This window comes from Skermania sp. ID1734 (genome assembly GCF_007489285.1).
Classification (GTDB): domain Bacteria; phylum Actinomycetota; class Actinomycetes; order Mycobacteriales; family Mycobacteriaceae; genus ID1734.
Map to the genome: position 1 here is coordinate 73,761 of NZ_VLIY01000002.1, position 14,769 is coordinate 88,529.

General features: G+C 65.4%; 10 protein-coding genes. 4 read left to right on the forward strand and 6 right to left on the reverse strand.

Going from position 1 to position 14,769, the window contains the following annotated elements; genetic code table 11:
* Window positions 1-3: 3 nt before the first annotated feature.
* The 3 genes from nbtC to FOS14_RS02460 are packed head-to-tail and all read right to left on the reverse strand — an operon-like array spanning window position 4 to window position 5,052.
* On the reverse strand, window positions 4-2,994 hold the full coding sequence (gene nbtC / locus FOS14_RS02450) for a nocobactin polyketide synthase NbtC (RefSeq protein ID WP_143768684.1): 2,991 nt from the start codon (window positions 2,992-2,994) through the stop codon (window positions 4-6).
* A complete protein-coding gene (locus FOS14_RS02455; RefSeq protein ID WP_143768685.1) occupies window positions 2,987-4,309 on the reverse strand; it encodes a polyketide synthase in 1,323 nt (440 codons plus the stop codon). The genes nbtC and FOS14_RS02455 overlap by 8 nt, the downstream gene beginning before the upstream one ends.
* Window positions 4,306-5,052, reverse strand: a complete 747-nt coding sequence (locus tag FOS14_RS02460; protein ID WP_143768686.1) for a thioesterase II family protein — start codon at window positions 5,050-5,052, stop codon at window positions 4,306-4,308. The genes FOS14_RS02455 and FOS14_RS02460 overlap by 4 nt, the downstream gene beginning before the upstream one ends.
* Window positions 5,053-5,176: 124 nt before the next feature.
* On the opposite strand from FOS14_RS02460, the gene FOS14_RS02465 reads away from it, so the two are divergent.
* Entirely contained in the window at window positions 5,177-5,824 is a 648-nt protein-coding gene (locus FOS14_RS02465; protein ID WP_143768687.1) for a GNAT family N-acetyltransferase, read from the forward strand.
* Here FOS14_RS02465 and FOS14_RS02470 read toward each other — a convergent pair whose 3' ends face one another.
* Window positions 5,825-7,291, reverse strand: coding sequence for an NAD(P)/FAD-dependent oxidoreductase (locus FOS14_RS02470; protein ID WP_143768688.1), 1,467 nt, complete (start codon window positions 7,289-7,291; stop codon window positions 5,825-5,827). It lies immediately after the preceding gene.
* 214 nt (window positions 7,292-7,505) lie between these two features.
* Between FOS14_RS02470 and FOS14_RS02475 the strand changes: the two genes are divergently transcribed.
* Complete coding sequence (locus FOS14_RS02475; RefSeq protein ID WP_143768689.1) at window positions 7,506-8,966, forward strand: cytochrome P450; 1,461 nt, start codon at window positions 7,506-7,508, stop codon at window positions 8,964-8,966.
* On the opposite strand, the gene FOS14_RS02480 is transcribed toward FOS14_RS02475, so the two are convergent.
* Complete coding sequence (locus FOS14_RS02480) at window positions 8,967-9,713, reverse strand: hypothetical protein (RefSeq protein ID WP_143768690.1); 747 nt, start codon at window positions 9,711-9,713, stop codon at window positions 8,967-8,969.
* A gap of 365 nt (window positions 9,714-10,078) precedes the next feature.
* Between FOS14_RS02480 and FOS14_RS02485 the strand changes: the two genes are divergently transcribed.
* Window positions 10,079-10,582 carry an alpha-isopropylmalate synthase regulatory domain-containing protein gene (locus FOS14_RS02485; protein WP_143768691.1) on the forward strand — a complete coding sequence of 168 codons (504 nt, stop codon included), beginning with the start codon at window positions 10,079-10,081 and terminating at the stop codon, window positions 10,580-10,582.
* Window positions 10,583-10,737: 155 nt separating this feature from the next.
* Here FOS14_RS02485 and FOS14_RS02490 read toward each other — a convergent pair whose 3' ends face one another.
* Complete coding sequence (locus FOS14_RS02490) at window positions 10,738-11,199, reverse strand: sigma factor-like helix-turn-helix DNA-binding protein (RefSeq protein WP_143768692.1); 462 nt, start codon at window positions 11,197-11,199, stop codon at window positions 10,738-10,740.
* Between the two features lie 208 nt (window positions 11,200-11,407).
* Between FOS14_RS02490 and recC the strand changes: the two genes are divergently transcribed.
* Complete coding sequence (recC, locus tag FOS14_RS02495) at window positions 11,408-14,680, forward strand: exodeoxyribonuclease V subunit gamma (RefSeq protein WP_143768693.1); 3,273 nt, start codon at window positions 11,408-11,410, stop codon at window positions 14,678-14,680.
* Window positions 14,681-14,769: the final 89 nt, after the last annotated feature.

The following is a 14,769-nucleotide window of genomic DNA, read 5'->3' on the forward strand; positions in this document are numbered from 1 at the left end:
AGGCTAGCGGGCGTATGCGGCGGGGGCGGCCATCAGCTGCACCAGGTGGTCCAGCGACGCGCCACCGAGGATGGCGGCGATTGGTAGTTCGCGGTCCAGTTCGCCCTGGACGCGGCGGCGAAAGTCCAATGCCTGCAGCGAGTCCAGTCCGAGCTGCACTAGCGGCACCGACGTGTCGATGGCGTCAGCATCGTCCACACCCATGGCACGCGCCAGCTCGTCGAGGAGGCGCCGCTCGACCGAAACCGGTGGGGGAGCTGCGGGTGCTGCGGTCACCGGGTCCGGTAGCTCAGGAGGTGGGACTTCGCGCAGCCGAGACAACAGCGGGTCCTGGCCGAAGATCTTCAGCACCGAACGCACCGATTCCCAATCTGCCGCGGCCACAATGGAGTCGGCGGTTCCACCGGGTACACCGACGGCGAGCGCCGCGTCCGGACTCATCGGATTCATGCCGGTGCCTTCGACCCTGGCGACGCCGACGGCATCGAGCGGACCCTGCACCGACCACAGACCCCACTGCACCGAACGGCAGTCGGTGCCCTGTTCGCGCACCCGGGCGGCCACGACATCAAGGAGCCGATTGCCAACCGCATAGAGCAGCTGCCCACGGCCCCCGATCGTCGCAGCGATAGACGAGCACAGGAGCACCGCGCAGTCCGGCGTCATCGGAAAGTGCCGAAGCACATTCTCGATTCCCAAAACCTTTGCGGCGGTGGAGGCGTCGACATCTTCCGGCGTCACCTCGGTTGGCCGGCGCTCCACGTACTCGGCCGCGGTGTGGATGATCGTCGACGCCGGCTGCCGGGCCTGTTCGGCGGCCAGGCGCGCAACGGCGGCCTCGTCGGAAACGTCGCAACGGACGATGGTGATCTCTGCCCCGCTCGTCCGGCGCAGCGCGGCAACGCGTTCCATCACCTGGGCGCTGCCGCCGCTGCGGCTCACCAACGTGATGCGGCGTGCTCCGCGATGGGCGTAGTAGTCGGCGAATTCGAGTCCAAGCTTGCCGGTGCCACCGGTGATCAGCACGTGCGGTCCGGGTTCCACAGCGGTGGAACTGGCATGCTGTTGTCGGGTGAGCCTTTTGGCGTGGACCTTGCCGTCGCGCAGTGCGAGTTCGGGCTCACCCGCGGTGTGCAGTGCCCTGATGATCGCGGCCGCATCGACACCATTCGGCACGTCGAGGTGGCGGAAGCGAACCGCCGGAAATTCGGTTCCGGCACTGCGGAATCCCGTAGCGGCTGCGGCGGCGATAGGACACGGCGGGCCGTCGCTTGGCAGGACCGTTTCGCCGTCGGCGGTCACCAGCCAGCATTCCCGGATCGCAGGTGACAGACTCGACAGCCAATCGTCGGAGCCGAAGAACCGTCCGAGTTGCGCGATCGCGTCGGTCATCGTTGCGTCTTGCCCGGCGGGTGCGAGAACCACGAGCGTGTCGGCCGCCTCGTCGACGGTAGCTCCGTATGCCGTGGCGGCCGTTGCCAATTGGAACTTCAGATCGGGGGAGTGGCCGCTCGGGTCGGTGATGTGAAGACTGCGGGGCGGAGCAACGCTGCGGTGGCTCAGCGGCTCCCACACCGTAACCAGGCGCTGCGCAGGATGCGCGGGTTCCGGGATCGAGGCTGCGGGCGGAGAAATCCACAGTCGCTTGGTAAGCATCGCGGAGTTCGGGAAGTCGGGAAGTGGCCGAGAACCAGGATCGTTGCTACGCCACAGATCCCACCGGTAGGACGTGTCGGACACGGCCACCTCGAGCAGGTTTGCCGTGAACTCGCCCAGGTCTGTGGCCGTTCGATGTGATGTCGCAATCACGCGACAATTGCGCTCCGGCGCAGCAGCGGCGAGGTTCTCGTGCATGGCCAAGGCCAATGTTGGGTGTTCGGACACCTCGATGAAGGTGTCGATGCCGTGCTCGCGCGCGGCGCAGGCGATGGCCAGGTCGAAGCGAACTCGGTTGCGCAGGTTCCAAAACCAGTAATCGCTGAGCCGATACGAAGAGTTAACCGCCTCGCCGAGGGTTGCGCCGATGCACGGAATGCCGCTGTCGCGGAACGTCTTTTCGGCGAGCTTCTCCTCGAATTCGCCGGCCATCGGCGCACCGAACCGGCCGACGATGGAGGTGTGGGCGGGGTAGCGCACCCGAATCTCCTTCGCGAACGTTCCCGCAGCGCTCAGGGAGTCGATGAGTTCACACACGGTCGGGCGGTCACCCGAAATGGCGAGAATGTGCGGCGAGTTCACTACGGACAGTTCGGCATAACCGCTGTGGCGCGCCAGCATGGCCTCGCAGGCTTCCCGGTCCATCCCGACCACGGCCATCGAATGCCCGTCGGGGGAGTGTGCGTCGACGTACCTGGCGCGCGTGGTGACGATTCGGATCGCGTCGGCCAGCGTCATCGCTCCGGAGATGTAGGCGGCGGCGATCTCGCCCTGGCTGTGCCCGACGGTCACGGTCGGCTCGACGCCGGCGGCGCGCCACATCTGAGCCAGCGCCACCATGTGTAGGAACAACGCAGGCTGGACGATTCGGATGTCCTCATCGACCGGTCCGTCACTGGCAATCACGTACGGCAGCGGCGACCAGCCGTAGATCGACTGGAACTCGTTGTGGCATGCGAGCGCTGCCTCTCGATAGCTCGCGGACTGCTGGTATGCGAGCAAACCCATTCCCGGACGCTGACTGCCCTGTCCGGGAAACACGAAGGCGATGCGTTTCGGCTGGGCTGGACTTGCGACTGAGACTGCGGCATGCGCTGTGCCTGCTTTGATCGCTTCCAGCGCCGAGACCAGTTCGGCGCGGGTGCGTACGGCGGCCAGGGCGCGGTGCCGGCGCGCGCTGCGGACGCCGAACAGCGTGTCGGATACCTGGTGCGGTGTGACGTCAGTGTGCGCGTGGAGATAGTCGAGGATGGCGGACGCTTCGGCCGGAATCAGCTCCGCCGCATGCGACGTGACTAGCACCGGAACTCGACCATCGGGGAGTGCGCGACTAGGCATGGACAGGCTCCTGAAGGGCAGGCATCGCCAAGACAGCGTGCGCGTTGCTGCCGGCAACGCCGAACGATGACACGGCGCCGTAACGCATGCCCGATGTTGGGCGCCACGGCTCCACCTTCGTCGCGAGCCTCAGGCCTGTTGTGTCCCAGTCGATCGCGCCGGTTGGTGAGTCGGAAAAGAGTGTGGGTGCAGTGGAACCCGCTGCGCCGCACAACAAAGTCTTGATCAGGCCGAGCGCCCCGGAGGCGGCCTGTGCATGGCCGAAATTGGTCTTCAGCGACCCCACCACCGGGCTACCGCGCTTGCCGTACGTGTTCGCCAGTGCGGTCAATTCGAGCTTGTCGCCGATCGGCGTTGCGGTCCCGTGGCCTTCGACCATGCCGATCTCGCACGCGTCGATCTTGGCCGCTGCCAGCGTGGCCTCGATCAATTGTTGCTGCGCGTCGGCGCTGGGCACGACGAGCGCACCGGAGCGGCCGTTGTGGTTGACCCGGGTACCGAGGACCTGCGCATAGACACGGTGGCCCAAACGCTGTGCCCGCGACAGCCGTTCTACGACCACGACACCGGCGCCCTCGCCCCAGAGCGTCCCGCTCGCACCTTCCGAGTAGGACCGGCAGTGGCCGTCGACGGAAAGTCCGTTATTGATGGCGAACTCGAAAAAAGCGGCGGGCGAACCCATCACGCAAACACCACCGGCCAGTGCCCAGTCGCATTCGCCGTCGCGGACCGCATTGGTGGCCAGGTGTAGCGCGCTCAGTGCGGAGGCGCATGCGGTGTCCACCGTCATGGCGGGCCCGACAAGTCCGAGGCAGTGCGAGATTCGTCCGGACACTGCGCCGAGGGCGGTGCCGGTCACGCGGTGCCCGCTATAGTCGTTGACCTCATCGGCTCGCGGACCGTACTCGTTGATGGACGCCCCGAGGTAACACCCGGCCAGGTCACCGTCCACGCTCGCCGGGTCTACTCCCGCGTTCTCCAACGCTTTCCACGCCACCCTGAGCCCGACCCGCTGCTGCGGGTCCATGGCGATCGCTTCGCGTGGACTGATGCCGAAGAACCCCGGATCGAATTCTGCTGCGCCGGTGAGAAACCCGCCGGCGTCGGGCACGGTCGTCGTGCCGTCGCGGGTGGTCACGGCGAGCAGTTCGGTTATCGGCCAGCCGCGATCACGCGGTAGCGGCGTGATCATCTCGCGGGCCTCGGCGATGACGTCCCAGAATGCCAGGAGGGTGTCGATCCCGCCCGGGGCTTCCACGGCCATGCCGACGATGACGATCGGGTCGTCGGCATCGCCTTGCTCGATGGCGCTCATCGTGCGCAAAGACTTGGTGCGGAGATGATTTCGGCAACCGCGCTCAGATGGTCGTTGAGGTAGAAATGACCGCCCTCGAACAGCGTCACGGAAACCTCCGCGCGGGTGTGCTCGCGCCAGGCATACAGGTCTCGTGGAGTGACAAACGGGTCCGACTCGCCGCCGAGCACCATGATCGGCGCGTCGATGATTGCGTCTGGATCGCAGTCGTACGCATCGAACGCGCGGTAGTCGGCTTTGAGAACCGGCAACGCCATGCGCACCAGTTCGCTGCTCCCCAGGACATCGGCGCTGGTTCCGTTGAGCGCGTTCATGTGTGCGAGCAGCTCGTCATCCTCGGTGGGGTGCTTGGGAAGGTGTTCGACCAGCGACGGCGCGGTCGCGGCCGAGGCGGCGAGCAACCGCACCGGAATCCCGGATGTCTCGGCGAGTCGGGCGAATTCGAAGGCGACTATCGCTCCCATGCTGTGCCCAACGATCGTCAGCGGCCCAGCCGGACGGGCGGCCGTGAACTCGGCAAAGCTTGCGGCGGCCAACTCGGTCAGTGCTGTCGCGGCAGGTTCGTGAACCCGGTCTTGCCGGCCCGGATACTGCACCACCCGCACGTCGAATGCCGAGCTCAATGATTTCGACATCGCGCGGTATGCCGATGCGCCGCTGCCTGCGTGCGGGAAGATGACCAGCGGTGACCGGCCAGCGGGAGATTTGTGGAATTGCCGGATCCATCCGGGACTGCTCACCATCGACGCGCCGATCCTTCCCACGTGGGGCGTTATCATCGCATCGAACTTAACATAGGCTTCCCTAACTACAAGTGCTCTGGTGAGGACGGCCTAAGTTAGTCGAAAACGCTGAGAACGGAGTCGGATGAGCTGCCTGCCCCGCGAGCTGGTCGACGTGTCGCCGGAGGTATCCGCGGTGCCGGCACCAGTCCTTCCCCAGTGCCCGGCGCCGTACCGGCTGCGCGTCGTCGATCCGGACAGCGACGATCCCGAACTCATTGCCGAGTGGATGTCGTCGCCACATTTGGTGCGGACCTGGGAACAAGACTGGCCCGCGAGCCGCTGGCGTGCGGACAGTGCAGCCCGACTTGCCGGTAGCTACTCGTTGCCGTGCATCCTCGGCTTTCGAGAGACAAATGCCAAGGCGCACACCGACATCGGTTACGTGGAGTTGTACCGCGTGGCGAAGGACGAATGCGCAAAGCTCTACGCCGCCGATCCCTATGACATCGGATTCCACATAGCGGGCGGAATCGAAAGTCTGATTGGACGCGGCGTTTACTCGGCGTTCATGGGCGTCATGGCTGCAGCGATTTGGCAGGCCGAGCCGCACTGCCGGCGAATCATCGGTGACCCCGACCACCGAAACGTGCGCGTGCACCGCGCGCTGGAGAAGAACGGCTGGCACCGGCTGGTCGAATGCCAGGTGCGGCCGGAGCGTCGAATCGCGTTGTACGTGCTGACGCGGCAACCCGGCGATCTGCCGCAGCCGATCGCCGGGTCCGCCCGGTAACTAACCGGCCGCTTGCTGCTCCCGTTCCGGCGTTGGCATGCCCTCGGCGGCGCGCCCGTCTGCAGAGGCTGCGACGGCAGCGCTGGCGTCGTTGGGTGGTCCGACCGGTACCCCGGCTTGGCGCTGCTGGTTTTGCAGTTTCTCCAACGCCAACCGGGCGTAGACCATCTGGCTGGTGATGGCCATCTGGCCGCGGGCACGGCCGATGAAGGTAATGCCCCAGGCGACCACCGTGGTCAGGCGGTTCTTGTAGCCGACCAGGTAGTACAGGTGCAGGACCAGCCATGCCACCCAGGCGATGAAGCCACTGAATTCGAACTTGCCCACCTGCGCCACCGCGTCGAACCGGGAAATGGTGGCCATGCTGCCTTTGTCCCAGTACTTGAACGGCTCGCGATTCGCTGGGTCGTCGTGGCCCTTGAGGTGATTCTTGATCTGCTTGGTCGCATAGTTTGCGCCCTGAATGGCGCCCTGCGCCATGCCGGGCACACCCTTGACCGCCATCAGGTCACCCACGACAAACACGTAGGGGTGGCCCTTGACAGTGAGGTCGGGTTCCACCACGACGCGCCCGGCCCGGTCCACCTCCGTACCGTGCGACTGCTCGGCGATCATCTTGCCCAGCGGGCTGGCCTGCACACCCGCCGACCACACCTTGCAGGCGCACTCGATGCGGCGCTCGGAACCGTCCTTGTCCTTGACGGTGATGCCCTTGTAGTCGACGTTAGTGACCATGGCGTTGAGCTGGATTTCCACGCCCATTTTCTCCAGGCGTTGCTGGGCTTTGAGGCCCAGCTTCTCGCCCATCGGCGGCAGGACGGCCGGTGCAGCGTCGAGCAGGATGACCCGGCAGTCGTTGGGTTCGATGGTCCGAAACGCTCCCGCGAGCGTGCGGTCTGCCAGTTCGGCGATCTGCCCGGCCAATTCGACTCCGGTCGGACCGGCACCCACAACCACGAATGTGAGTCGGCGTTCGCGCTCGGCGTGGTCGGTGGCCACCTCGGCCGCCTCGAAGGCACCGAGGATACGGCCGCGCAACTCCAGCGCGTCGTCGATGGTTTTCATGCCCGGGGCGTAGGTGGCGAACTGGTCGTTGCCGAAGTACGACTGCTGCGCACCGGCAGCAACGACGAGGCTGTCGTAAGGCGTCACCGTCGTGGCGATGTTGGACAGCCGCGACGTCACGGTCTTGGCGTCCATGTCGATCGCCTCGACATCGCCAAGGATGACGCGAACGTTCTTCTGCTTGCGCAGAATCAGCCGGGTCGGCGGCGCGATCTCGCCCTCGGACAGGATGCCGGTCGCGCACTGATACAGCAGCGGCTGGAACAGATGGCTGGTGGTCTTCGAGATCAGCGTGATGTCGACGTCGGCCTTCTTCAGTGACCTAGCTGCCGCCAGGCCGCCAAAGCCTGACCCGATAATGACGACGTGATGGCGCTTAGTAGCAGCATCGGCGGTACTCATCGTGCTCCTTAAGACTCGGCGGTGCGGACACACCGGGACGTCACTTTCCAAACCGTAGTCGCCGTTGGGCGCGTCGTCCTAGCAACGGGTTACTTTCGCGTAACCCAGAACAAACTTCAGGTCTGATCGCCGCCCGCATCGGCGGGCTGTTTGCCCAGCGTAGGGCATCTAGACTGACTTATACGCCGCATAGTCGTTGCGTTGGGAGGTCGCCATGGTCGCAACCGAAGGCTCACGCGCTACGTATCCGCGTACCGAAAACTCCCGGCTGATCGAGACCGGGCGAACAGCCTTGCTCGACCGATTGCTGCATGCCGTCCCCGAACGGGCGGCGACGCTCGCGCAGCCGCCGGCCGGCAGTGGGTTGCGGGCCGTGCGCGGGGATCTCGGCATTCCACTGGTCGGTTCGGGACTCGGGTGGCTGCGATGGGGCCCGGCGCAGCAAATCGAGCAATACCGACGGTGGGGTCCAGTTACCTGGTCGAAGACGCTCGGTCAGCCGATTGTGACGGTGACCGGACCCGATGCCGCCCAGGTCGTGGTTGCCAACAAGGACAAGGCGTTCGGTCAGGGTTGGGAGTATTACATAGGTCCGTTCTTCCACCGCGGGTTGCTGTTGCTCGAGTTCGAGGAGCACATGTTTCACCGCCGCCTGATGCAACAGGCCTTCACGCGGCCGCGTCTGGAGCAGTACTTCACCGAACTCACCGAACTCGCGAATCGCCGGATCGCGAGTTGGCCAACCGGTCGAACGATTCACCTGTATTCCACGCTGAAAGCACTCACGCTCGAGGTCGCCGCCGAGATCTTCATGGACGCCGACGTGGGCGCGGAACGTGACCGGCTCAACCGCGCGTTCATCGCGGCCACCCACGCGGCGCTGGCCGTCGTGCGCGCCCCGGTCCCCGGCGGTAATTGGCGCGCGGGGTTGCGGGGCCGAAAGGTATTGGAGGACTACTTCTATCGCATGTTGCCGGCGAAAAGGTCGTCGGCGGGCAACGACTTCTTTTCAGCCCTCTGCCACGCCCGGGATGAGGACGGCTCGCGCTTCACCGACGCCGACGTGGTCAATCACATGATCTTTCTGATCATGGCGGCGCACGACACGTCGACGACGACGGCAACCAGCGTCGCGTACTTCCTCGGCAAGCACCCGGAATGGCAGGAACGGGCCCGGGCGGAATCGCTGGCGCGGCCATCCGGCCCGCTGGATATGCAGGTCCTGGAAGCGATGACCACGCTCGAAATGTGCATCAAGGAAAGTCTGCGGTTGGTCTCGCCGGTTCCCGGGCTGGTCCGGCGCACCGTTGCCGACACGGAGATCCTCGGCTACTACGTGCCCGCCGGGGTGCTGGTGGATGTGAACGTGTGGGCCAACCACCTACTCGCCGAATACTGGCCGCAACCAGAGCGATTCGATCCGGAGCGGTTCAGCCCGCAGCGCCGCGAGGACAAGTCGCACCGCTACGCGTGGATGCCGTTCGGCGCAGGCGCTCACAAGTGCATCGGGATGCATTTCGGCATGCTCGAGGTGAAGACAATTCTCGATGCGATGTTGCGCAACTTCGAGTGGTCCTACGCCGGTTCGCCATCCCGCGGGTACGAAATGCCCTGGGGATACAGCACTATTTCGTTTCCCCGTGACGACGCGCCGATCGTGTTGCGACGCAGGTGATCACGTCCCGCCGACGACGGCGCAGTAGGTTCGTGGCGGCTGCTTGTATACAGCAGCTGAGTCGGGCCCGGTCTCCTCGCACAACGACTCGTCGGCCTTGCCGTCGATCCGCTTGACGATCTTGATGGCATTCGGATCCGAACAAGCACTCGTGGTGATTCGCTGGTCCGGCATGCGCTGATAACAGGCGCCTTCACGCAGGTTCGGCACCAGGCACAGCGTCTGCCTAACCTTCGAGTTGTCGTCTTGGTCGACGAGGTTGAACGGGAGGTCGCGGCTGGTGCACGAGCCTTTACCGTCGACCAAGGTGGCCACCTCATAGGTGGCATCGGCATCAGAACAGGACCGCTTCTCGTGGTCACTTTCCGATGCGTTGCTCGACAGTTTCGAGAAGTACACGCAGTCACCGACAGCCAATTCGTTCTTCTGCGCCACCTTCGCCGCAATGACACCGATAATCGCGACGACGGCAACAAGCGCGACGACGGCGATTGACAGGCCGATCCACAGACCCTTACGCGACTTCTTCGGAATCTCTTGCGGTGGCGGCATCCCGTAGGGCACTTGACCGCCGGGCTGCGGTCCCCATGGTGGCTGACCACCCGGTTGTTGTCCCCACGGTGGTTGATCGCCGCCCGGCGGTCCGTACGGCGGCCGGTTGCCGGGAGCGGGACTCCCGGCTTGCGCGCCCCAGGGCGGCTGCCCGCCGGGAGGCTGGTTCGGCAGTTGGTTCGGCGGTTGGCTCATCGCACACCTCAACAGTGAAGTACCAGCACACACAGCGCACCCGTGGGGGTGCGAAACCCGCAAGAACTGAGCAAATCCTCGTTCAAGTTTGGCCCTCAGCACGCCCCGACGCCAGCAGCATTTCGGAAATTCCGGACGAATGTCGGTGCGCGGAGTTTGCGGGGCGCACGTGGCTTCGCGCTGTCCGCGGCAGCGCGGCCCGGGCCGCTGTTGCATCGGCCGCGAGTGACTGGCTATCCTCGGACGCTATGCAGCGACTTCTCGTAGTTCACCCGTAGCGGGGTCTGATCTGACCGGCCCCCCGCTGTGGGCCGTTGAACTACCCAGTCGGTCTCTTTCATCGTTTTTCAGAAAGAACCGGACCAATGGCTTTCGCTGCCGAATCAACCAATCACTTCGCCAACTGTGGCTGCGCTGGAGCGTGTGCCGACCCCTTTGCCCGTCAGTACGGCCAGCACCTGCCGAAGACACTGCGTGCGGAGGCATCCGCGCTGAGCTGGGCGCAGTTCTGCGAGCGGTATTCGGCCACTTCCGGTCCTGTTCGCTTCGGCTCGCTTGCGCGCTCCACCAGCAGTCGTCGCGGCGCGGCGGCGTTCGAGGCCACTCTCGCGATCGATGCGGAGATCATCACCGAAGTGATCGACGCGAACGGGCCAATGTCGGCGCTGACCGGCATCCTCTACCGACGCGGCATCAGCATTGAGATGCTGTCCTTCCACCAGCGCGAAACCGCCGACGGAATCGCCACGTTCGTCCTGTGCGAACACAACGGGCGCCGGTACTGGGCCGCGGCAATTGCGTCGAACGCCGTCGAATCGCAGGCACGTGCGCTGATCAACGCCGCGAACCGGCTGCTCCAGAATCGATAGCCGTCACTCGGCGCGGAGCTGCTCACGCAGCCGCGACAGTGTCACCCGGCGCGGAGCTGCTCACGCAGCCGCGACAGTGTCACCCGGCGCGGAGCTGCTCACGCAGCCGCGACAGTGTCACCCGGCGCGGAGCTGCTCACGCAGCCGCGACAGCGTCACCCGGCGCGGAGTTGCTCACGCAGCCGCGACAGTGCCCGGTGTTGATCAAGCAGCACCCGCGCCGGACTCAAACCCAGCGCAACGGCAGTGTCGGCAACCGACAACCCACTCAGCACTCGCAAGATCAAGACTTCCCGTTCGTCGTCGGGGAGTCGGTCGATCAACGAGCCCACTTCCTTACTGCGCCGCCTGCGCTTGCTCAACCGCGCCACATCGTGGCGAGCCTGCCGATTGACGAATGCGAGAAGTGATGCGCCGTTATGCCGCGGAAGCGCACTGATGATGTCGCGACTGATCCGCTGCGCTTCCACATCAGCCTGTTCCAGGCCAATGCTGGCTGACAGCTCCGCGCGGCAGCGTCGGGTGACCAGAGCGCGGACCGCCGGCACCACCGTGCCCAACGCCCGCGGGTCACCTTCCGCGGCGGCGGCGTAGACGCGCTCGTCCACGATTGACATGCCGGCTCCGCTCGTTCTTCGTCCTCTAATGGCGATCAAACGCCGCGAAGCTGCGCATCTGCTGGCAACCGGCTGCGAGTATGTGCAAAGTCGTTAGCCGTGGTCAGCGACCGCGCTAGCCAAAGTTGTCGGTGGCTTGTCCTAGTATCCGATGCAACGGGGACCGCGGATTCGTGCGGGAGATTCAGCAAAGGGGGAGGTATCGAAAATGCTTGTGCTCCATAGAGCTACGCGCACAGACGCCCTTGCTGACGAGCTCGCCGGCGTACTGGCCGCGCCGCTGTCGGATCCGTTCGCCAGCGAGATCATCGCAGTGCCGGCGAAGGGCGTGGAGCGCTGGCTCAACCAACGTCTCGCGGCGCGGCTGGGGAGTCAGGTCGGCGACGGGGTCGCGGCCAATATCGAATTTCCGTATCCGGGCGCGCTGGTAGGTGACGTGGTCGCCCGCGCCAGCGGCATAGCACCGGACGAAGATCCGTGGGCCGCGGACCGCTCGCTATGGACGGTGCTTTCGCTGATCGACTCAGCGATCGATGAACCGTGGTGCGCTGTTCTCGCCCGGCACATTGGCGGCAGCGGGCCGGGCGACGGGCATCGTCTCGGACGTCGCTATGCCACCGCGTCCTACATCACCGATCTGTTCGCCCGTTATGGCGTGCAACGGCCGCAGCTGATCATCGACTGGTCGCGTGGTAACGATTGCGACGGCGCGGGTAACGAACTCGACGATGATGTTCGCTGGCAGCCCCAGCTCTGGCGGCGGCTGCGCGAGCGCATCGGCGTGGCCAGTCCGGCAGAACGCCTCGCCGAAGCCTGTCTGACCGTGCGTGAGCAACCAGAGGCGGTGCAACTGCCCGAACGAATCTCGGTGTTCGGCCCGACGCGGCTCGCCCTCGGCGAACTCGCCGTCCTCGAAGCACTCGGTGCTCATCGCGACGTTCACCTGTGGATCCCGCATCCCAGTCCGGCGATGTGGGCGAGGCTCGCGGAATCGCCGCCGACCCGCCGCCGCACGGACACCAGCGCTCTCACGCTCGAGCATCCCTTGCTGGTCAGCCTCGGACGGGATATCCGCGAATTCCAGGCGCGGCTGTTGCCGGTCGCCCACATCGATCGCAACCACGATGCAGAGTCCGGCGCCGTTTCCGAGACGCTACTTGCCCAGCTACAGACCGACATTCGCGCAGATCGACGACCGAGCGCGGGGTCGACGCCGGACGGTTCGGTGCAAATTCACGCGTGCCACGGCGCCGCCCGGCAGGTCGAAGTGCTGCGCGATGTGCTGTTGCGCGAGTTTCGGAACGACCCGACGCTGGAACCGCGCGACGTGCTTGTCATGTGCCCCGACATCGAAACCTACGCACCGCTGATCCGCGCCGGTTTCGGTCAGGGATCGGGCGGACATCCGGCGCACTCACTGCGAGTGCGGCTGGCCGACCGGGCGTTGCGGCAGACGAACCCGTTGCTGGATGTGGTCGCCACGCTGCTCGATTTGGCCGACCGCCGCATCACGGCCTCACAGGTGCTGGACCTGGCCGCCAGCGCGCCCGTGTGTGCAGGCTTCGGCTTCAGTGGCGATGATCTGGAACGCCTGCGCGCGTGGGCGGCGGAGTCGGGCGCGCGTTGGGGGATCGGTCAACGGCAGCGGCAGGCCTTCGGACTGGACGGATTCGGCCAAAACACCTTCAATGCGGCGCTCGACCGCATACTTCTCGGTGCTGCAGCAGATGAGTTCGATTGCGGTTGGCTCGATCGGGCGACGCCGCTTGCTGACGTGGAAAGTGCCGACATCGACCTGGCCGGACGATTTGCGGAGTTCATCGATCGGTTGGCCGCGACTATGCGAGACCTTGCCCATCCGCAACCCGCGCGACAGTGGATCGAGACCCTCGGCCGGGCGTTGGAACTTCTTACGGACACCGCGCCCGACGACGCATGGCAGACAGCGCAAGCCCGTACCGAACTTTCCGCAGCAACCGAGCATGCCGGTGACGTTGTGCTCCGGCTCGCGGACGTGCGCTCCATGCTCGCCCAGCGCCTCGCTGGACGACCCACCCGCGCCAACTTTCGCACTGGCGAACTGACGGTGTGCACCATGGTGCCGATGCGTTCGGTGCCACACCGAGTCGTTGTTCTGCTCGGCCTAGACGACGAAGTCTTTCCACGCGCCGCTGGCATCGACGGCGACGACATTCTGCTACGCGATCCGTGCACCGGGGAACGGGATCCGCGCAGCGAGGACCGCCAGCTTCTGCTTGACGCGGTGATGGCGGCCGAAGAGCGACTGCTGTTGTTTTATACGGGCGCCGACCCGGTGACCGGAAATGTTCGGCCACCGGCGATTCCGCTGCGCGAGGTCGTGGACGTGATCGAGGCCATGGTTGGGGTGTCGGCGCTCCCGAACGTGCTACGACGCCACCCGCTGCAACCGTTCGATCCGCGCAACTTCGATGCCGTGCAGCCGTTCTCCTTCGACCGCGACGCGTTGGCCGGCGCACGCTCGTGCACGCAGCCGGCGGCGCCTCCGCCGCCGTTTCTCCCCGCCGCGCTGGACCCGCTGATCGAAGAGAGCATCGACCTTGCCGATCTGGCCGCTTTCATTTCGCATCCGGTACAAGGATTTCTGCGGCAACGTCTCGGCATAAAGCTCGTCGACAGGAACGACGAGATCGACGATGCCCTGAGCATCGAACTCGACCCGTTGTCCAAGTGGGACATCGGTGAGCGGATGCTCGCCGCTAGCCTGTCCGGTGTCGACGCGGCGAAATTCCTTGGGGCAGAGTGGCGTCGCGGTACCCTTCCGCCCTTCGAATTGGGCAAGCGGGCGGTTCGCGAGGTGGAAGGCAACGTTGCCTCGCTCGAAAGCGCCGTGCGCAGGCTGTATTCCGAAGAGCCGCAAGCCATCGATGTAGCTGTGGATCTCGGCGACGGTCGTCGGCTGACCGGAACCGTCACCGGGCTACGCAGCAAGATGATCGTCCGCACCTCCTACAGTCGTCTCGCTCCGAAACACCGGCTCAATGCCTGGGTGCAGCTCCTCGCGTTGGCCTGCTCCACTCATGAAAACGATTGGCGTACCTGCACCACCGGTCGAGCGCCGAAGGGACGGCGACCCTACCAATCCACGCTGGCGGTGCCGCCGCAACCGGAGGTCGTGCTGCGTCAGCTGGTGGCCCTGCGCGACCACGGCCTGTGCGAACCGTTGCCCATCGCCGCCAAAGCATCTGCGGCCTACGCCGAGCGGCGGTTCCGCGGCGACGCGGTGGCCGACGCGCTGACTGCGGCGGAAAAGGAATGGGCGGATGCCTACGGCGATGCGACGGATGCAGACATGATCTATCTGCACGGCCCAACACCGAGATTCGAGCATTTCATCGCCGCGAAACCCGCTGCGACGGAGGGTGAGACGACCACCTTCGGCGTACTTTCCCGGCAACTGTGGGATCCGCTGCTCACCATGGAAACGGTGGGTCCGGCATGACTGTCCTCGCTGCGATGCTCACGAAGGACCTCCGCTCTGTACTCGCTGCGTCGGTCCTTCCCTCCGCTCCTCGCTGCGCTGCGATGCTC

Coding starts and splice junctions, on each gene's coding strand:
- nbtC (WP_143768684.1), bottom strand. CDS start 2,994: ATGCCTAGTCGCGCACTCCCCGATGGTCGAGTTCCGGTGCTAGTCACG.
- FOS14_RS02455 (WP_143768685.1), bottom strand. CDS start 4,309: ATGAGCGCCATCGAGCAAGGCGATGCCGACGACCCGATCGTCATCGTC.
- FOS14_RS02460 (WP_143768686.1), bottom strand. CDS start 5,052: ATGGTGAGCAGTCCCGGATGGATCCGGCAATTCCACAAATCTCCCGCT.
- FOS14_RS02465 (WP_143768687.1), top strand. CDS start 5,177: ATGAGCTGCCTGCCCCGCGAGCTGGTCGACGTGTCGCCGGAGGTATCC.
- FOS14_RS02470 (WP_143768688.1), bottom strand. CDS start 7,291: ATGAGTACCGCCGATGCTGCTACTAAGCGCCATCACGTCGTCATTATC.
- FOS14_RS02475 (WP_143768689.1), top strand. CDS start 7,506: ATGGTCGCAACCGAAGGCTCACGCGCTACGTATCCGCGTACCGAAAAC.
- FOS14_RS02480 (WP_143768690.1), bottom strand. CDS start 9,713: ATGAGCCAACCGCCGAACCAACTGCCGAACCAGCCTCCCGGCGGGCAG.
- FOS14_RS02485 (WP_143768691.1), top strand. CDS start 10,079: ATGGCTTTCGCTGCCGAATCAACCAATCACTTCGCCAACTGTGGCTGC.
- FOS14_RS02490 (WP_143768692.1), bottom strand. CDS start 11,199: ATGTCAATCGTGGACGAGCGCGTCTACGCCGCCGCCGCGGAAGGTGAC.
- recC (WP_143768693.1), top strand. CDS start 11,408: ATGCTTGTGCTCCATAGAGCTACGCGCACAGACGCCCTTGCTGACGAG.